The organism is Vibrio artabrorum (assembly GCF_024347295.1).
GTDB classification, from domain to species: domain Bacteria; phylum Pseudomonadota; class Gammaproteobacteria; order Enterobacterales; family Vibrionaceae; genus Vibrio; species Vibrio artabrorum.
On sequence record NZ_AP025459.1, the window covers coordinates 1,001,515 to 1,021,240 of the forward strand.

17 protein-coding genes are annotated in these 19,726 nt (G+C 42.3%); 10 read left to right on the forward strand and 7 right to left on the reverse strand.

Going from position 1 to position 19,726, the window contains the following annotated elements; genetic code table 11:
• Window positions 1-48 precede the first annotated feature (48 nt).
• A complete protein-coding gene (locus tag OCU36_RS18480) occupies window positions 49-1,323 on the forward strand; it encodes a DEAD/DEAH box helicase (RefSeq protein ID WP_261839963.1) in 1,275 nt (424 codons plus the stop codon).
• A gap of 117 nt (window positions 1,324-1,440) precedes the next feature.
• Here the strand turns inward: OCU36_RS18480 and OCU36_RS18485 are convergent, their stop codons facing one another.
• The 3 genes from OCU36_RS18485 to OCU36_RS18495 form a co-directional block, all read right to left on the reverse strand.
• A complete protein-coding gene (locus OCU36_RS18485; RefSeq protein WP_261839964.1) occupies window positions 1,441-2,193 on the reverse strand; it encodes a TetR/AcrR family transcriptional regulator in 753 nt (250 codons plus the stop codon).
• Between the two features lie 348 nt (window positions 2,194-2,541).
• Entirely contained in the window at window positions 2,542-3,333 is a 792-nt protein-coding gene (locus OCU36_RS18490) for an EAL domain-containing protein (protein WP_261840747.1), read from the reverse strand.
• A gap of 473 nt (window positions 3,334-3,806) precedes the next feature.
• Window positions 3,807-4,439 carry a hypothetical protein gene (locus OCU36_RS18495; protein WP_261839965.1) on the reverse strand — a complete coding sequence of 211 codons (633 nt, stop codon included), beginning with the start codon at window positions 4,437-4,439 and terminating at the stop codon, window positions 3,807-3,809.
• 237 nt (window positions 4,440-4,676) lie between these two features.
• Here OCU36_RS18495 and OCU36_RS18500 point away from each other — a divergent pair, with 237 nt between their 5' ends.
• From OCU36_RS18500 to OCU36_RS18510, 3 genes are all read left to right on the forward strand, one after another.
• Entirely contained in the window at window positions 4,677-4,922 is a 246-nt protein-coding gene (locus OCU36_RS18500; RefSeq protein ID WP_261839966.1) for a DUF2164 domain-containing protein, read from the forward strand.
• A gap of 168 nt (window positions 4,923-5,090) precedes the next feature.
• A complete protein-coding gene (locus tag OCU36_RS18505; protein ID WP_261839967.1) occupies window positions 5,091-5,630 on the forward strand; it encodes a cytochrome b in 540 nt (179 codons plus the stop codon).
• Complete coding sequence (locus tag OCU36_RS18510; protein ID WP_261839968.1) at window positions 5,627-6,196, forward strand: YceI family protein; 570 nt, start codon at window positions 5,627-5,629, stop codon at window positions 6,194-6,196. Before OCU36_RS18505 ends, OCU36_RS18510 begins: the two co-directional genes overlap by 4 nt.
• A 364-nt stretch (window positions 6,197-6,560) precedes the next feature.
• Here OCU36_RS18510 and focA read toward each other — a convergent pair whose 3' ends face one another.
• On the reverse strand, window positions 6,561-8,012 hold the full coding sequence (focA, locus tag OCU36_RS18515; protein ID WP_261839969.1) for a formate transporter FocA: 1,452 nt from the start codon (window positions 8,010-8,012) through the stop codon (window positions 6,561-6,563).
• A gap of 258 nt (window positions 8,013-8,270) precedes the next feature.
• On the opposite strand from focA, the gene OCU36_RS18520 reads away from it, so the two are divergent.
• Both OCU36_RS18520 and OCU36_RS18525 read left to right on the forward strand, forming a co-directional pair.
• A complete protein-coding gene (locus tag OCU36_RS18520) occupies window positions 8,271-9,176 on the forward strand; it encodes a LysR substrate-binding domain-containing protein (protein ID WP_261839970.1) in 906 nt (301 codons plus the stop codon).
• Window positions 9,177-9,380: 204 nt separating this feature from the next.
• Window positions 9,381-9,881 carry a DUF1097 domain-containing protein gene (locus tag OCU36_RS18525; RefSeq protein WP_261839971.1) on the forward strand — a complete coding sequence of 167 codons (501 nt, stop codon included), beginning with the start codon at window positions 9,381-9,383 and terminating at the stop codon, window positions 9,879-9,881.
• A gap of 222 nt (window positions 9,882-10,103) precedes the next feature.
• On the opposite strand, the gene OCU36_RS18530 is transcribed toward OCU36_RS18525, so the two are convergent.
• A complete protein-coding gene (locus OCU36_RS18530) occupies window positions 10,104-11,789 on the reverse strand; it encodes an ATP-dependent endonuclease (protein ID WP_261839972.1) in 1,686 nt (561 codons plus the stop codon).
• Between the two features lie 238 nt (window positions 11,790-12,027).
• On the opposite strand from OCU36_RS18530, the gene OCU36_RS18535 reads away from it, so the two are divergent.
• The 4 genes from OCU36_RS18535 (at window position 12,028) to OCU36_RS18550 (ending at window position 17,400) form a co-directional block, all read left to right on the forward strand.
• The gene (locus tag OCU36_RS18535; protein WP_261839973.1) at window positions 12,028-13,767 is read left to right on the forward strand and encodes a bifunctional metallophosphatase/5'-nucleotidase; all 1,740 of its coding nucleotides are present in this window, start codon (window positions 12,028-12,030) and stop codon (window positions 13,765-13,767) included.
• Between the two features lie 521 nt (window positions 13,768-14,288).
• A complete protein-coding gene (locus OCU36_RS18540; RefSeq protein WP_261839974.1) occupies window positions 14,289-15,302 on the forward strand; it encodes a TerC/Alx family metal homeostasis membrane protein in 1,014 nt (337 codons plus the stop codon).
• A 301-nt stretch (window positions 15,303-15,603) separates the two neighbouring features.
• A complete protein-coding gene (locus OCU36_RS18545) occupies window positions 15,604-15,792 on the forward strand; it encodes a hypothetical protein (RefSeq protein WP_261839975.1) in 189 nt (62 codons plus the stop codon).
• Window positions 15,793-16,110: 318 nt separating this feature from the next.
• Window positions 16,111-17,400, forward strand: coding sequence for a DEAD/DEAH box helicase (locus tag OCU36_RS18550; protein ID WP_261839976.1), 1,290 nt, complete (start codon window positions 16,111-16,113; stop codon window positions 17,398-17,400).
• A 92-nt stretch (window positions 17,401-17,492) separates the two neighbouring features.
• On the opposite strand, the gene OCU36_RS18555 is transcribed toward OCU36_RS18550, so the two are convergent.
• Both OCU36_RS18555 and OCU36_RS18560 read right to left on the reverse strand, forming a co-directional pair.
• Window positions 17,493-18,848, reverse strand: a complete 1,356-nt coding sequence (locus tag OCU36_RS18555) for an FUSC family protein (protein WP_261839977.1) — start codon at window positions 18,846-18,848, stop codon at window positions 17,493-17,495.
• A 13-nt stretch (window positions 18,849-18,861) separates the two neighbouring features.
• Window positions 18,862-19,722 (reverse strand): HlyD family secretion protein, encoded by an 861-nt coding sequence (locus tag OCU36_RS18560; RefSeq protein ID WP_261839978.1) that lies wholly within the window; start codon window positions 19,720-19,722, stop codon window positions 18,862-18,864.
• Between the last annotated feature and the right edge of the window lie 4 nt (window positions 19,723-19,726).

The following is a 19,726-nucleotide window of genomic DNA, read 5'->3' on the forward strand; positions in this document are numbered from 1 at the left end:
TGCAGGTTTGCTACAATCCGCGCCTATTTAATCTTTGAGCATCATACTATGTCTGAATCTACAAAATCTTTTCACCAACTAGGATTATCTGAGCATCTTCTTGCCACGCTGTCTGAGCTTAACTTTACGGCTCCGACCAGTGTTCAAGAGCAAGCGATTCCATTGGTATTAGAAGGCAAAGATGTACTGGCTGGTGCTCAAACGGGTACCGGTAAAACGGCCGCGTTTGGTTTACCGATTATTCAAAGATTAATCGAGACGAAAGACAACGTTATTCCGAACCCTAAGCTCGTTCGCGCGCTTGTGTTAGTACCAACTCGTGAATTGGCACAACAGGTCTTCGATAACGTAACTAGCTACGCAAAGGGCACCGACATTAAAGTCGTGGTGGCCTATGGCGGCGTGAGCATGAAGGTGCAAACGGATAACCTACGCGGTGGTGCAGATATTCTTGTCGCGACGCCTGGTCGTCTTATCGATCACATGTTCACTAGGAACATCATGTTGAGCCAAACAGAAGTGCTGGTACTGGATGAAGCAGACCGTATGTTAGATATGGGTTTCATGCCTGACATCAAACGTATTCTTTCTCGCATGAACGAAGTGCGTCAAACCCTGTTCTTCTCTGCGACGTTTGATAACAAAATCAAAGCGATTGCACACCGTATGATGCAAAAGCCAAGTGAAATTCAAGTAACACCAAAAAACAGCACAGCAGAGACCGTTACCCAGATGGTTTACCCGGTAGATAAATCGCGTAAAAGTGAATTATTGGCGTATTTGATTGGCTCAAAGAATTGGCAACAAGTGTTGGTGTTTACGAAAACGAAGCAGGGCACAGATGCTCTTGTTAAAGAGCTTAAGTTAGACGGTATCAAAGCGGCATCAATCAATGGCGATAAGAGCCAGGGTGCGCGTCAAAAAGCATTGGACGATTTCAAATCAGGCAAAGTTCGCGCGTTGATCGCAACCGACGTAGCAGCCCGTGGTATCGATATTCAGCAGCTAGAACAAGTTGTGAACTATGACATGCCATTCAAAGCGGAAGATTACGTTCACCGTATCGGACGAACGGGTCGTGCCGGTAACAGCGGTTTAGCGATCTCTTTGATGAGTCAGGATGAAGCTTACCTACTGGGTGATATTGAGCGATTACTTGATACGCGTTTGCCTCAAGAGTGGCTAGAAGGCTTTGAACCAAGCCTAGAAAAAGATCTCGCGCCCGATCGCGGTGGCCGCAGTAAGAGTCGTTCATCAGAAAAACGCAAAATGAAGGCAAAGCTCAAAATCCACCAAAATCGCGGTAAAGCGCGTCGAAAATAAGCGATTTTAACGCTTAACTCCGTTTAATTATGAGTACATATAAAAACACTCCGTGACAGTTAATTCTGTCATGGAGCATTTTTATATTAAACTAACTTCGGACCTGAAAAAGTGTTATCAAGATTCATTATGCTCAGGGTTATACTTCCATTTGCAAGGTACGTCATAAATCAGTTCTTCTAGGCTAATCGGGTTAAGCTTCCACTCTTCTTCAACACCAAATTGACTGATCATTTGCGAATTAAACATTTGCCAATGCTTCATTAGAGCTTCTTCAGGTGTCGTTACCGTTTCATTTTCATTTTCATTTTCGTTCCATGTGCTTTCCATAAACGGGGTTAGGCACGTTGCTCCATTGGCATACATGATCATTTGCCACTTTATTTCATTAATATTAACGATGTTGTCTGGATTGGTATCATTGTATTGATCTGCCAGCTTACCGATTTCATCTTCAAGACTCCCCCCATTACTGATGAAATAATCAACGAGGTTATCTTCTTGACGCACAGAATCCGATAGGAGTTGTATCGGTCGACGAAAGTGAATCATGTTGCTAAAAAGATGCATAGTAAACAAGTAGATTGAAATATTTGGCGTGACGTCTTTTGGTAATTCTTGTATGACTTTACTAATGTAAGACTGAAAATAGTTGTGCAAGCAATCACTTATTGCATGCCATATTTTCTCTTTACTACCAAAGTGATGACGGATAAGACTATGAGATACCCCCGCTTTTTCACTGATATTACGTAACGACACTCGTTCATAGCCTGAAGTGCAAAACAGTTCTGCTGCAACAGCCATTATTTGAATTTGAGTTTCTTCAGCGTCTTTCGCGCTTCTTCTTCCTTGCTTTTTTACCGTCATCTTGATTTCGTACGTTTACTTGATTTATATATTCTACACTGTTTGGACTTAAATAAGAATATTGTACTGACGGGCAGTCAATCTGATGAGTCTCGACATTAAAAAAAATGCTCAGTGATGTGCTCACTCACAACGATGGAATCAAGCGTCCCATATATTTTGGGAAAGGTTTATTTAGCTGCTGACTTTAATAACGGAACCTGTGATGTTCCATATTATATGGGGAAAGTGTTTACTAAGGGGGGAGGGATTAAAATATCGTTAGGCCAATTCTCTCTATTAACCGAATGTTTTATGACTACTATATTGTGAATAGGAGATGACGCTAGTGAATAATAGAAAGAGAGGCTAGATAACCAAACGCAGATCAAGGTCAACTGGTTTTGGCATGGCCAATAGATAACCTTGATACATATCGAAGCCCAAACTTTGCATCGCTGCGAGTTGCTCGGGAGTCTCAATGCCTTCTATGACCGTTTTTGCGCCAATTTGGTTTGCAAGTTCAAGTGCTTTCTCCATTTCGAGGTGCTCGCCATTCTCGAAGTTGAGCATCACGGATCGGTCTATTTTGATAATGTTTGGGTTGATGTAACGAACTCGGTGTTCTGTTGATGCTTGTGTTCCAAAGTCATCGACTGCAATTTGGAATCCGTTTTTGGCAAGTGACGTGGCAGCCTTTTTTAATCGTTCCTCACTTATAGCATTCAACTCGACTAACTCCATGACGATCTGTTGGCATGAAAGATTAAGCTCTAGTAACCGTTTAGCTAACAGGCCATCGCTGACATTTTTTGTCGCAAACAACTCGCCAACGTTAGGAAGAACGTTCAAAAATAAATCTAGATGCCGAACCGTTGATTGTGCAAAATTACGGATATGTATCGCACGACTGAGTCTTTCGACATTGACCTTATCTGTGTAGGAGGTTTCGTCTGAATGGAAAAATTGATCAGGACGGACAACCTCACCTTGACGATTAGATATACGAACCAAAGCCTCCACACCGACCTGGGTTGTAGAATGATCAAATATCGGTTGATAAACACTTTTCAGTGTTAGGTTTTGATAGTGGGCAATAAATTGCCTATCAGAATCCATAGATATGCAATTACTAAATTCACTTCTGTCAGATAAAATCATAGTCGCCAATAAAAATGCTTAATCTTATAACGGGAGAATACGTTACATGTGTCACAATATTGACAGGTGTAGGTAATTTGTCAATTAATTAAAATATAGAGTGAATTCTTTTAATATATATTCATAACAAATGGCACATAATCACAATGCGAAGTGCTCAGTGTTTTTACATTTTGTTCTATTTTTAATTACTTATTGTAAAGTCGCCAACTGCGACGTTAACAAATTGTGAGTACTGAGAGAGGCCTGTATCTTATTCGTTTGAGTAAATATAAGGCTAGAATGCCTATGCAACTGAGGGGGTAGGGTTAAGGTTCTGATCTGACCTCGGGTATTAAACTATGGTTTTAAAGAGTATATATGTAAACAACATTCAATGATGAAACTAAAAGCTGAGATCATGCAACGTTTATTAAATATTGATTTAGTTTAACAAATCTTGAGTGCGGGTCTAAATTTGATCGCTACTTTTATTACCATTGAAGTACGGCATAAAGCTGTAGATATTTACGAACTAATTGTTGATTTCCTGAACGTTTTAAAGGGTGCCCAAACTTAATGAAACATGGGCTAATTTTGAAGTTGTTATTCAAATCAATCGCGAATTGAGAATCACTCTCTCTTAGAGTGATACCCTGTTGGCTGTATTCTGTTATTTCATCAGGGAGTTCTCCCATCCACCAGTGCAACAGTTCGCCGCTGTTTTTGCTTCGGCTTATCCAGTGGTCAGAAACAATAATTAAAAGGTCGTTGGGTTGGATTGCAAACCCATACTCTTGCTGCCAGTTATGAATATCCAACATCAACTTTTTACGACATGTTTTTCCAGCGCTGACCATGTGGTGACTGATCACCCAAACCGTGCCTATTTCAGACGAAATTCGGAAGTGTCGAGGGTTTTCTCCGGAGGAAAGCATTTCAAGTGGGCTGACACTACTTACATGATTGAAATTAACAAAAGTATGTTCCATTCGCCGAGCGAAGGCTTTGCCGATGTGGTGCTCACTGATCCCTTGATTGTGTACTGTAGGGTAATGATGTTCACAGAGTTTTAGACAATCCTCTTGAAACTGACTGACGCTTTGAATCACTAGATCTAATAACAATGAAGTCCCTCATACACAGTTGTTATCTTGTTGATAGTCCATAGTACGGTAATTGCTGTGTTATTACCTATGGTCAAAGTGCGAGTTCTTGATCCCTCTATCAAAATTAGGCAATACAGCGCATTTTTAACGATAACAATAGCTCTCTATTCGTAATTATCTTAAATTATAATAAGTTAACATAATCCCCATTTATCGCTAACAGTTGATTTACTTACTCATTATTAGGAAACATTTATGTCTATTCAATTGGATTCGAAACAAAAGTCTGAACTTGTACATACGCTTCAAAAGTACTTACAAGATGAACTCGATGTTGAGCTTGGTCAGTTTGATACAGAATTTTTGGTTGACTTCATAAGTAAAAAATTTGGTGCGGTTTACTACAATAAAGGGATTGAAGATGCTCAAACAGTCATAGAACGTAAAATGTTAGATATTTCAGACGAGCTCTATGAGATCGAACAGGTTGTTGAGATTTAGAGGCAACGCACACTTGTTTGAAAAATCACTTGTTCAAAAAATTTGAATAATTCGTTTGATTTGAAATGATGTAACTAATCTAAAACGTGGTAAATAATATGTTACACAGATTTGGTGTAGAGCACGATTTTCAAACCGATACTCATCGTTAACATTTGGAAGAGAGGCATGGAAAACAACGTTAAAAATTATAACCCTCTAGCAAGAATAATGCATTGGGCATCAGCACTCGCGATTTTTGGCTTATTTGGTGTAGGCCTGTGGATGGTTGATCTCTCGTACTACAGTGAGTGGTACAAAACAGCACCAGACTATCATCGTTCAGTTGGTATCCTTTTAGCTACTGTTACCGTTATTCGCTTTCTTTGGAAGGTTGTTACCGCGTCACCTAAGCTGGAAGGTAAAAGCTACGAAGTTTTAGCCGCGAAGATCGTTCATGGTTTTATGTACCTTAACTTAGCGGTTTTATTTATTTCTGGTTATTTGATTTCGACATCAGATGGCCGCGGGATCGACGTTTTCAATTGGTTTACTGTTCCAAGCATGGGTGAACTGTTTGCTAACCAGTCTGATCTTGCAGGGACGGTTCACTACTGTGCTGCCTGGGTACTGATCATCATGGCATCAGTGCACGCCTTAGCGGCGATAAAACACCACGTTGTCGACAAAGACGATACGCTACGAAAAATGATAGGAGCTTCAAAATGAAAAAGTCAATTATCGCGACAGGATTAGCATTTGCAATGGCAATGCCTTTCACTACGAACGCCGCCGATTACGTGATTGATACAAAAGGTGCGCATGCTTCAGTTAACTTTAAAGTTAGCCATCTAGGTTACAGTTTTATTCAAGGCCGTTTTAACACGTTCTCTGGTGACTTCTCATTTGACGAAAGTAATGTTGAAGCATCCAAAGTAAACGTGACAATTGATACTACGAGTCTTGATTCAAACCACGCAGAACGTGATAAGCATATCCGCAGTTCTGACTTTATTGATGCTGGTAAGTTCTCAGAGGCGACATTCAACAGTACAAAAGTGGTTGATAAAGGCGACGGCAAACTTGAAGTTATGGGTGACCTTAAACTTCACGGTGTCACTAAGCCTATCGTTATTGAAGCTGAATTCATCGGTGCTGGTCAAGACCCATGGGGCGGTGAGCGTGCAGGTTTCGTTGGTACAACTCGTTTAGAACTTGCTGATTTCAACATTCCAGTAATGGGTGCTTCAAGCTATGTCGATATGGATCTACACGTTGAAGGCGTAAAGAAGTAACCAATTAGGGGATAATGTTGTTGGTTACTGAAGTTATTGTTTAACTTACTCATCAGGCTAACCCAGCTATCGCGATTATTAATAGATATGAAAGCTTTTATGTATGAAACCGTTTATTCGATATCTAGAGCGACAGTTGGAAAGAGAGAAAGGCGTAAAGTGAAAACTTTACGCCTTTTTTATTGAGGTCAATGGCAGCGCGTTTAGGTCTGTTTTGTGTCAAACCGTTTAGTACGTTAAAAGCCGCCATTTGTCTCTAGCCAGTCAACGTTGCCATGACTGAGTTATCTAATTGAACTACAGTTCAACCTAAGATTCGTTACTTTGTTTCTAGTGAAGCGCTTGCCTTGTAAACAGTCGCTATTTAAGCCGTTTCTAGTTCAGCTTGAGGAACCACGTTGAGTCGGTCACCGTAGATTGGACGGAGTGCCAGCATTACTTCTATGCGAGTCAGCACCCCGACCATCACACCATTTTCTAACACTGGCAGCATGTGTGGTTGGCTTACTTTCATCGCTTTAGCACGCTCTTCTAGAGAAAGGGACGTTAGGCGAGTTGCAAACCCCATGCTTGTTGTTGGGTAAAGCTGCTCTTTATCGATACATAGGAACTCAGCAACATCGACGAGCTTATCGTTAACATCGATAGCCACAACATCACGGCTCATTAGATCGACGACTTTTTGACCTTGCGTCGGGATATAGTCTTGGCACCAAAGGTCAACCATTACATCGTGAACAGAAAATATACCCACTAGACGACCTTCTATATCACAGACAGGAGCGCTAACAAGTTGCGCGTTTAAAAGTGAATCGATCGCAACGGATGTTGGCATTTCTACGCTCAGTGTCATTGGTTGAGTATTCATGATGTGCTTAATAGTAGTTGCTGTATTCATAGTGATTTCCTTAACTGACGTAATTTCTGTTGTTTGTGTAATCGCGTTAATTTTTGCTGCTTTAAGTTGTGGGCGTCGGTAAATGCTCCAATTGGCTAAGCCAACCAATACTGAGCCGCCTACGATGTTACCGATTGTCACCGGTATTAAGTTTGCGGTAACAAATTTCATGATATTTAGGTCTGCGTACTGGGCTGGTGTCGCGCCAATTTGCATCCAAAAACTTTCTGGTGCGAATGCTTGAATGGTGATGCCTAGTGGGACCATGAACATATTCGCCACACAGTGTTCAAATCCTGAACTCACAAACATTGCTACGGGCAATACGGTCATCATTGCTTTGGTCATCGCATTTGCTGAACTAAAGGTTAGCCAGATCGCTAAACAAACCAATAAGTTACAAAGCACACCCAGAGCGAAAGCTTGAATAGGGCTATGGTGAAGCTTGTGTTGAGCGATATTCAGAGCATTCAACCCCCATTGTCCGCCATCAAGTTGATATAGGCCGGCAGCGCTGACCAAAGTCAAAAGGAACATGGCACCAATAAAGTTACCAACATAGACCTTGCCCCAGATAGACATCATCTTGTTGAACGTTATCTGCTTGTTGGCCCATGAGATACTTGATAGCACTGAGCTGGTGAATAACTCTCCACCGCAAATCACAATCAAGATTAAACCCATACTAAAGGCAAGCCCGCCCGCTAAGCGGCTCAATCCCCATCCTGTGTTAGCACTACCCGTGGTAACGGTAATGTAGAATAAAAAAGCGAGTCCTATGAATGCACCGGCCATGATTGCCAAGCTCAATATCATGCTGTCGGTTTTATGTGCTTTGCTTAATGCGAACTTCTCTGCTTGCGCCATCATTTCTGATGGTGAGAACAGTTGATCATTTTTAGAAGTACTTATGGTCATATCCGCCCCTTGAACAATCGGTCATGTTTAATCCCTTGTGTTAATGATTGAGTTATTCCTAATGTTTGACAGGGTATGTTGTGTCCTGCCATTTCAGATTAGGGTGTGATGAGACAGAGGTAAAATTGATAATTTTTAGAAACTACATCAGATTTATTGATATCGATTTTGTTAAGAGTAGAATGAAATTGAGCGCTCTTTGTCGTGACAGAAAAACCGGCATTCGGACATTAAGTATTTAAAAATTAAGGATGAATTTTGCGTTATTCATTGAAACAACTCGCGGTATTTGATGCAGTAGCGGATTCAGGCAGTGTGAGTCACGCCGCAGACAAGTTGGCACTGACTCAGTCGGCGACAAGTATGTCGCTTGCACAGCTGGAAAAAATGCTCGGTAGGCCTTTATTCGAAAGGCAAGGCAAGCAAATGGCATTGACTCATTGGGGCATGTGGCTTAGGCCTAAAGCGAAGCGTTTACTGCAAGATGCTAAGCAAATTGAAATGGGTTTCTACGAGCAACATTTATTGAGTGGTGAGCTTAAATTAGGGGCGAGTCAAACTCCTGCGGAACACCTCGTTCCTGACCTTATCAGTATTATTGATAATGACTTTCCAGAGATGCGGATCTCGCTTGGCGTGCAAAGTACCCAAGCGGTTATTGATGGCGTATTAGATTATCAATATGACTTGGGTGTTATCGAAGGTCGCTGCGATGACAATCGTGTTCACCAAGAAGTATGGTGTACTGACCATTTGACGGTCGTGGCATCAGCACATCACCCGTTTTCGAAGCGAGAACGGGTGAGTTTGGCACAATTAGAGCAAGCGAAATGGGTATTGCGCGAACATGGTTCAGGGACTCGCAAAGTTTTTGATAGCTCTATTCATCATTTTATTGCCGATCTTGATGTATGGCGAGAGTATGAACACATCCCTGTTCTAAGAAGTTTGGTTGCAAATGGCCCATATTTAACGTGCCTACCTTATCTCGATGTTGAACCGTTTGTTGAGTCAGGACAACTGGTGACGTTGAACGTGCCTGATCTTGAAATGGAAAGAACGTTAACCTTTATTTGGCGTGCTGATATGGCAGAGAATCCACTTGCTGAGTGTCTTAAGCGAGAGGGAAAGCGAATGATGAAAGGTAAGTCTTCTATTATTTAGCGCCAAATAGACAAAGTAATTATAACGATTATTGTTGAATTAGTGATTTAAGTCTCTTTTTTGTGATAAATGTGCATTCTCATACATTGTTAATGTGATGCAGGTCCTCATCAAAAAGGGGAGCTTCTCATAGTATACCTACTTGATTTTAAGTGAGGCTAAATCCGGTTGTAGAAACTCCTATAATTCGGCTTTAGAAAGAGTATGAGTACATTAGTCGCGATTTCATTAACAACGGGTATATTGTCTGGTCTATGGGGGTGGATTGCTATCTCTTTTGGCCTATTGTCATGGGCAGGTTTCTTAGGTTGCACCAGTTATTTCGCATCCCCAACAGGCGGTGTGAAAGGGTTAGCGGGTAGCTTATTAACGAATATGACAGGCGTATTCTGGGCGATGGTGATTATCGAAAGCTCAACCTTCGCGGGGTTAGAGATTTTAGGCTATATGATTACCGCTATTGTGGCTTTTTTTATGTGCATCCAAGCAAAACAAGCGTGGTTAGGTTATATCCCGGGAACCTTCATTGGTTGTTGTGCGACGTTTGCGGCAGGTGGTGATTGGCAACTTGTGGTGCCATCTTTACTGCTTGGTGGTGTATTTGGATACTTGATGAAAGCAACGGGGCTATGGCTTCACGAGAAATCGACTCAATCTTCAGAAGTGGTTGCACAACATGCTAAACAGGTAAAATGCCGTTCGTAGTCAATAATGGGTCATCTTCGTGAGTTAAAGCGCTCGATAACGGCGTTAGAAAGCATGATTGTAGGGTAAGGTTACGGTGTAATCTTGTCAGATAACCCCCATGAATGGGTCTATCACTTTATACAGGCACACCACTCGGTGTGCCTTTTTGTTTGAGTGACGCTAATAAGTTAGAGATTTCATCAGCAGACCAACTGATAGTCCCTATCAAACAAATTCTGTTTAGGTATTGCCATTTGCCATGGTAATTACGCGTTTTAGTGTCCATCTCAACAACAGCGGAATACAGGCTTGTCCTTGATCCTCACAATGAGAAACAATAGCGAGCGCAAGGTCGGGTTTTGCATGTTTCTTCAATACTTTGGCGACGACTTTCTTTGGCGGGATAGGGTGATCGTATGGGATCTTAACCATGTCTCGGAAAAAGCTCTCAAACCCATTCATATATAGATAATGCTCGATGTCTTTTTCAGGCAGTTCGGTCAAGCGATGACGTTCTTGATCATGGCCAAGCTTTGACAACACGGTTGCCGCGTACTTTTTACCGGCGGCATCGCCATCGGTGACTACATGCCAGTCGATACCAAACTCTTGTGCGACCTTGATCAGTGCTTTGAGCCCAGATTGCGCGAACTCGATGATTTGAACACCTTCGGCTGCAAGGTTATAACCGCATTGGTTCGCTAATTCATTAAACAGCCAAACTTCCGTTTCTCCCTCCACTAATAGCCAGCAGCGAGCAAACAGAGCACCAGAGCGATGGAAGCGAATATGAAAGCCGATTCGTCTTAGCTCATCTTTACTGAAATGGTTCATATTGAGGTGGTTAGCGATGGTTTTGTCTGAGTGACGAACTAATCGACGTATTGATTGTAGCGGTACCGCCGCGAGGAGATCGCCACTGTTTGTGGTGAGAATTTTTTGCATCGGTAATTTCTGCATCAAACTCCATGCTCTGGCTAAGTGGGTTGGGTGTAATCGGCCTTCCGGATCTTCGAGGATCAAAAGAGGGCGCGCGCATCGTCTTAATTCGTTCGGCCCTTTGGCTTGTAGATAGGCATTCAGTAACCCCATGAATAATAGTCGAGTTTGTTTGTTTTTGGTCTCTTCGACTAATTGATGAATGCTTTTGTCATTTGCACCAGCCGAATAAAGTAAGCCATCTCTCTGTTTTCTTGGGTTACGACGAGAAGTGCTTTTGAAAGAAAAGTAATGTTCAATAAGGCTTTGCATTGACTCAAGACTGCTGCGCATTTCACCTTTGTTAACATGGCCAGGAATGGCCATTAAACGACGACAGGTATTATCAATACGCTTCTCTATTCGAGCCTGACGCCCATTACCATTTGCGCCATTGCTCGTATTATTTCCGTTTCCGTTTCCGTTATTGGGTGTTTTATTGTGAAAAGGACGCTCGAAGTGCCTAGCATCTCGTAAGCGAATCACTGGGTGCAATGTCATTAATTCTTGAGCAAGCTTTTGCGAATGATGCAGTTTTAACGGGTTACCCTCTATGTCTAAAAATGCATAATGAGTGGTGGTTTCGTACTGCTCTAATGTCGCACTGATTCGATAGTAGATGCGGAAGACTCCGAATTCATCTTGAACCCAAATAGGTTTGAGTTTGCGATAACGACCCGCATTAAGTTCACTCTTATCGTTGGCTTTTAACGCGAGAACAATTTGCAGATGTTGAGACTGTGTATGAGAAACAGAGTAATCGACATGAAAATCGGTCATTTCAAAGTGATATGGCACGCCGTCTGAAGGCAGAACGACGGAAAGGGCGTCCAATAATGAAGACTTACCCCACGTATTTTCACCTATCAGCGTGGTTAGCTCATCAAACGCGAGCGACATACGCTTAATACCTCGAAAGCCAGAAATCTCGATTCTTTCTAGTTGCATAAGCTTACTCCTAACGGAAGACGCAGCTAATTATTTGAAAGCTAACAGATATCTTTAATCATAATCGAAAAATTAACTTCCAGTATGCACTCTTGTCACAAAACACGTTGTTTAGTTATACGGCGCACAAAGACCGTTTTGATCTATCTTGAGTATTTTTTTGCAGTGTAGTTTCATAAAATTCACGATTCTGTCATGATTCTCAACCTAGTATGAAGGGACAATGAGAGAAAAGAATATGACTAAAAAGAATAAGCCAGCAAAAATAGTGTTGGCACACATCAATGACACTCATTCATACTTTGAACCCACCTCTTTACAGCTATCAATTAAAATGAACGGCCATATCATAGAGCCTTATGTCAGTGCTGGTGGTTTTGCTCGAATTTCAACACGCTTTAAACAAATAGAACAAGATGCCCAACGTCAAAAGATCGGAACCTTGTTCCTGCACGCAGGAGACTGCTTCCAAGGGACTTTGTATTTTTCTCTATTTAAAGGAAGAGCCAATGCTGACCTGTTAAATGCACTGAATATTGATGCTATGACGCTCGGAAATCATGAGCTTGATATGGGCAATGAACCGGTTGCTATTTTCGCGAAGAGAATCCAATTTCCATTGTTGGCGGGTAACTGGAATTTATCGAATGAGGATATCAATAAAGCTCATACCTTATCGAATAACCACCTTGTTAAGTCTTACCAGACCGAAACTCGTAGCGCTTCGTTCATCACCAAAGATTTTGACGGAGAAAAAGTGGCAATATTTGGCTTAAGCATTGACCAAATGGCGGGCATAGCAAATCCTGATATTGATACACCATTTGAAAACGCACTTGAAACGGCAAAAGCGACCATTGATCAAATTCACCGCGCTGGCATCAATAAGGTTGTACTGCTGAGTCACCTTGGTTACGAAGCCGATTTAGACCTCGCAGCGAACGTAGCAGGCATCGGTGTGATTGTTGGCGGGCATAGTCATCGATTGCAAGGTGACTTCTCTGATATTGGCTTAGTAAAAGACGATGACTATGGTGTTAAAGTCGGCGACACATACGTCGTCCAAGCGGGTTTTCATGCAATGAGCTTGGGGCACTGTGAAATTGAATTTGACTCTGCAGGTAAGGTTACTCACTTTAATGGTAAAAATGAACTGCTGCTGGGACGCCGCCTGTTTATAGACGCCAAATTGAGTGAAGTCGGTCAAGATGGTGCCCACGATTTGGCGTGTGAGTTCTTAAACAATCATCAAAATATTGCAGTGTGTAAGAAAGATCCAGAACTACAAAGTATTCTTACCGATAAATATCAGCCTAGAGTTAGGAAACTTCAACAACAAGTGATTGCCCACGCAGAAACGAAACTCCGACATGTGCGCATTCCGGATGAACAAGGACCAAGCCAACTCGCACCTTTGGTCGCTCAGTCCTTTCATTATCGAATGAATAAGAAAGGTCACAACGTAGAATTTGCCATTCATAACTCTGGAGGCGTAAGGAACTCTCTCAACAGTGGAGATGTCTCAGTTGCCGATATTGCCGGAAAATTACTACCGTTTGCCGTACCCATTGGTGTTTATGAGGTTAAAGGTGAAACGATTGCAGATATGCTTGAAGGTGCAATTAATAATGCGTTAGATAATGGTGTCGTTGGCACGGGTTCTGGCAGTTTTCCTTATACCTACAATTTGAGATTTTGCTATCACAAAGAAGCCCCTTTAGGACACCGTATTCACCATCTAGAAATACGCTCGGAAGCATCAGGTTGGCAAGCAGTGTCTCGTGAGAAAATTTATCGAGGGGCATCATCAGCCTATACAATGAAGGGCAAGGAAGGCTATAACGCCGTTCTGGATATGATTGGTGATGGAACTGTGACTACAGACTCAATGGCGGACTGCTTTATTGAATTTTTACAAGATCACCCTGAGTCACTGCAGCACAATGAACCGTTGAATTGCATGGAGTGTTTTAAGTAAATTCATCTGAATATTACTATTTTAGGTTTGTGAAATTGGCACTGTTTATGCTTTGTTCTGTGGGTAACGTCCTGTGGAGGAAAAGCATGGATAAGAAAGATTGGTTGGACGCTGCCGCTGTTGTTGGTTGGGTGTCGGTTTGGTCTGCGTTGGTATACTGGGTACCTGCGGCCGGATTATAGACGCTGTCGAAGGATGGTAGAGTCGCTCGCGTTCTGTTGATTAATGCATGTGACATCGTGATAAAGAAAAAAGGAGCAGTTTGCTCCTTTTTTGTTTTTTTGTTCAGATTTATGTAGACGAAATCCAAATTCGGGAATACTATCCACGCGTTTGGGGAGTAGTTAGCGCAAGTTTACATATCGTCATCTCGTTAGGCCAAAAACCTATCCGGTGTGTAAAGGTGAAATCCCATATTTCACTTCAACGAGACCAACGCAATCGCAGTCAAGATCCGCAGTGGAACTTGATATGTTCTGTTTGCGGAAGGTCTTTGTACAGTTCTTCCGCCCGGAGGAATAATGAACTCAACTCAATCTCTATTAACCACCAATAGTGAATCCTTTTTTTCATCGCCAATCATGGCGACTTATGTAGGTTTTTTCCTGCTGACGATTGTTCTCGTCTCAATTGACATCTATCAGACACGTGGCGGTAACGTCACGATCAAGAAAGCGACGATCTGGAGTGTTTTCTGGTTTGTACTCGCGTTTATGTTTGCTGGCTCTATTTACCTATTTTGGGATATTTACGCGCCGAACAGTGACTACACCGCGCAAAAAGCAACGGTGTCATTTATTACTGGTTACTTACTGGAAAAATCCCTTAGCGTGGACAACTTGTTTGTTTTTGCGATGATTTTTGCTCAATACCAAGTGCCTGAGCACTTGAGACCTCGCGCACTTCTTTGGGGCGTCATTGGCGCATTAGTGCTTCGTGCCATCATGATCGCACTTGGTGCGCAACTATTAGCGGAATATCACTGGGTACTTTACGTGTTTGCGGCGTTCTTGATTGGTACTGGTATTAAACTGGCGTTAGATAAGGGCGAAGAGGAGAGTGTGAATGCACTGCCTGAAAAGCTACTTCGTAAAGTGATGCCGGTAACCGAGGATTTCCATGGTCCTGCGTTATTGGTTAAACAGGGGGCTAAATGGGCATTCACTCCAATGATGTTGGTAATCGGTGCGATAGCAGTGATGGACGTGATGTTTGCATTGGACTCAATTCCTGCGATCTTTGCGGTAACACAAGAACCGTTCTTGGTCCTCGCTGCAAACGTGTTTGCGTTACTTGGCCTTCGTTCGTTGTATTTTGTGCTGCAAGGTATGATGGATAAGTTCATCTACTTGAAACCTGCACTGGCATTTATCATGGTGTTCATTGGTGTGAAAATGCTATTGGTTGACAGTGAATGGGCTATCCCAACTTATTGGTCATTGGCTGTGCTGATTTCCACAATGACGGTGGCGGTTATAGCGTCGATTTATGCTGAAAAACCAGTCGCTGAACCCGTCAATCAAAAACAAATATAACTTATCTAAAAGTCGATAGTGAATACGTGGTTGATGAAGTGAGGAATTTATTTGTGTAAATATTTTGTAACATCAACCATTGTTATTTGAAGTTTATTTGTACTAAATGCATGAACTAAGCACTGGTATGAATTTGTAATCATTGATCGTGAATATATATTTGGCAATATTGTTAACGGCCTGTTTCATAAGAAAAACTAATCTGACAATCCAATTTTAGTCATTTTTTAACCGGCAAAAGATCGTCTATTATTCTTGTCATCAAAACGAATTACATCAACAAGTTTATAGAGAGGCAATCATGGCTCAAGCAATGCAAATGAATACTATCGCTGTTCCTAACTCTATGGATAAGAAGACCTACTCGGTTAACTTCAAAGGACTGATTGCACACATTTTCGATATTCTATTCGTAGACAACGCTCCACGCAGTAATTACGCAAGCGACCTATCAGGTCACATGCAACGAGATATCGGTATCAACCTTTAATTTCAGCGCGATGCATAAGAATAAAGAAATATAGAATTTAAAAAAAACGCCAGCTTTTGAAGTTGGCGTTTTTGTATCTGAAAGAAAATCGCTGCATGATAGGCTTTCGATTGCGTAAGGTCAGCGGCCACTTAAACAACCGAATGAAACCTCTCTTAACTGTGATGAACGGATGGCATAAACCATTGTTCAATGCTGCTTACTGAGGGTCCGATTCAAATATGTTTTTGATAAGCAAAAGGGCGATTTAGTTACGTAATAGCGCGGAAATACGTTAGTATAGCGCGCTATTATTTTAGCTTTGAGTTCCTGCAATTAATGACTAACACCACAACACCAACCAACTTCTCTGATCTTGGCTTAATCTCTCCTTTGATGGCTCGTTTATCTGAGCTTGAATATCAACAGCCAACGCCTATCCAAGCGCAAGTTATTCCAAGTGTGTTAGCAGGACGCGATTTAATTGCAGGCGCCAATACCGGTTCTGGTAAAACCGCAGCATTCGCATTACCGCTATTACAACAGATCCATGAAGATGCGCCTCTAGACCGCCGTTCAGGCAAAGGCAACTTTGTCTCAGGCCTTATTTTGGTTCCTACTCGTGAGCTTGCTAAGCAAGTGGCTGACAGCGTTAAATCTTACGCTGTGCATTTCAATGGTGCGATTAAAACCGTTTGTGTGTTTGGTGGTGTATCGATAAACACCCAGATGCAGGCGCTACGTGGCGGCACTGATATCTTGGTGGCAACACCGGGTCGTCTGCTTGATCTCATTTCTAGTAACGCAATCAAGCTAGACAGAGTAAAAACGTTAGTACTTGATGAAGCTGACCGAATGCTAAGCCTAGGTTTTACCGAAGAACTTGATGCGATCTTAAAGTTATTGCCAAGCAAGAAACAAACCTTATTGTTCTCTGCGACGTTTCCAGAGCAAGTTCAAACGCTGACTCATGAACTACTGAACGATCCTATTGAAGTTCAACTTCAAAGTGCCAATGCAAGCACTCTGGTTCAACGTGTATTCGAAGTAGAAAAAGGCCGTAAGACTGCATTGTTAGCGCACCTGATTCAACAACACGAATGGCGCCAAGCACTGATCTTCGTAAACGCAAAGAACAGCTGTGAGCACCTAGCAGACAAGCTTTACAAACGCGGCATCATCGCAGAAGTATTCCACGGCGATAAAGGACAAGGTTCACGTACTCGTATCCTTGAAGATTTCAAATCTGGCGAGATTGATGTTCTGATCGCGACAGACATCGCAGCACGTGGTCTGGATATCGAAAAGCTTCCTGTTGTTATCAACTTTGATTTACCGCGTAGCCCATCAGACTACATGCACCGTATTGGCCGAAGTGGTCGTGCGGGTGAGGTTGGTCTAGCGTTATCTCTGATCGATCACGAAGATTACCATCACTTCAAAATCATCGAGAAGAAGAACAAAATTCGTCTTGAACGTGAGCAAATTGAGGGCTTTGAAGTGGATGAAGAAGCGACAGCTGAACTGATCGCAGCACTAAAACCTGTTGCGCCACCGGCTGGTACAGGCAAGAAGAAAAAGAAGAAGAAAGCTCCACAAAACCAAGATGTGTGGTTAAACAACAACTGATCCAGAATCAGTAAACAATAGAGTATCCAAAGGCGCTAATCAGCGCCTTTCTTGTTTTCTTATCCCAAGTTAAGCTAATCGACGTAACGAGATTAAGCGATACTCTTGACTCTAAAGAGGTCGGTAAATAATTTGCCTATCATCAAAATGATGAGCAGTGTGGTTAACATCAGCAATGGTGTTTGAATCTGATAAACTGGTGTTAGATTAAGCGCACCAGATGTCAGTACGACCAGCAGGTTTATTCCAAGTATTCGGTGCACCATCAGTTTAGGTGTCGCGAACACTTTCCATATAACAATGCTGTTGATGAAATAGAACAGCGCCAATTGCCACAATTCAGTCATCATCGGCATCATAAAGATGTATTGAAGTAAGATAACCGTACCTGTTCCAATAACCCCAAAAAACGCATCCTTAATAACGCTTGGCGGCATAGTTGGAAGCATTGAAGAAAACACGCCAGCAATCATCGGGAAAATAAAACCACCCGGTACAGGCAGGTATATCCAAACCAATAACGACGTGATAAACATCGAGACACCTTGTAAGACTTTTCTCCCATCTTCATTCAGGTGTTGAACAAACGTACGGTGCTCAGGGTGCCAAGAAGCGTTTTTCTTCTTACTCATTACAAATGGCACTTCATCAATCAATGACGAGTTTGGTGTCATTAACTCTAGTTTTTCCATTTTTTTTGTGAGTGCTAGCCAATCAATCGGTTGAGTCAGTTCATCTGCGGCGAGTTCAAGCAGACGATCTTGAATATGCGCCATTTCGTTGATTCGTAAACGCCATGCGCGACTATTTTCTTTTAGGTGATAACTGCCAGCAAGCGGCAAATCCAACAGTTGATAGAGCTTTTCAATATTAGCGGTATTGGACTCTAAGGCTTCTATATCAAGGTTGTTGGTATCGCGCATTGCTGTTATCAGTGTTTGTCGGCTTGTTTCAAATCGTTGGACAAAATTCTGTTCAGTGCTTACCGGCCAGATTAGACGATAAACCACCGAGAAGGTGATAACGCCTAGCAGAGTTTCTTGTATTCGCAGTACGGCAAAGTAGAAAGTAATTTGGTTATCGAAGCCACCCATGAAAGCGATGATCGAGCAGACAGCAAAGCCTATAGAAAAGACATAACCGTATTTATCATCACTCGACATGAAGATGCAGAGAGCGAGAAATAAGGTGAAAAACATCAGGAATAGAAAACGGTCTTGAGAAAACATCGCAATCAAGAAAAAGGCATAGCCCGTTCCTAACAAGGTGCCCATTATTCGGTTGTGGCCTTTGTTTATTGAATGAGCAAAGCTCTCGTTCAGTGCCATGACTGCTACCGCAATGGCCGCCCAATAGGGTTTCTCCCATTGAAACCACAACGCCATACAGATAGAGATGACAATCGCGAGAGCCGCTTTAATCGCTTCTTTGGTTGATGCACTGAACATAAAAGTCATCCAACTATTTGATTATTTTGATTGAAGCGGTCATGCCGACACGAAGTTGTAAGTCTTTAGGCACGTTATCGAGTGCGACTTTGATGGGTATGCGTTGAGCAAGACGGATCCATTGAAAGTTTGGGTTTACGTTAGGAAGAAGGTCATGACCAGTGCTGCCGTCTTGTGTTGCAATACCAAACCCAATGCTTTTGATATGGCCTTCCAGTTGAATATTATTGTGCATCATAAGAGTGACAAGCGCTTTGTCGTTAGGGCTAACATTAACCAGATCAGTTTCTTTGAAATAGCCTTCGATCCAGAAACTGTCTTCATCGATCAGCGCCACTACTGGTGTATTCGCGACGACTTGAGAGCCTTCTCGTAGGTTTAAGTTGGTGATGTAACCGTTTGTTGGCGCGTACACCTTAGTGTATTCAAGATTTAAATGCGCTTCTTCAACATTGGCTTTTGCTAGTGCAACGTTTGCTGCATTTGTCTCAACCGCATTATTCAGGTTATTCAATGTCAGCACAGGCATAGCCCCAGGCGTTCTCTTTTCTAAGTTCAACGCACGTTGCTCTTCGTTTTTCGCTTTCGCTAATAGCGCACGAGCCTGTTTTTGGGTCGCTAACGCTTTATTGTAGGCCGCTTGATAAATGCTTGGGTCGATCTCAAACAGTAAGTCGCCTTTCGCCACCTGTGTATTGTCCTCAATATGGACTTTAGTCACTTGCCCTGTCACTCGGGGAGTAATTGAAATGATATATGCGCTGACCTGACCATCTCTAGTCCAAGGATTACTTGAATAAGATTGGTAATAGCGATAGACCACAAAGCTTGCGGCAACGACCAGTAGTAGCGTGATGAGATAACGTTTAATCAAGGTG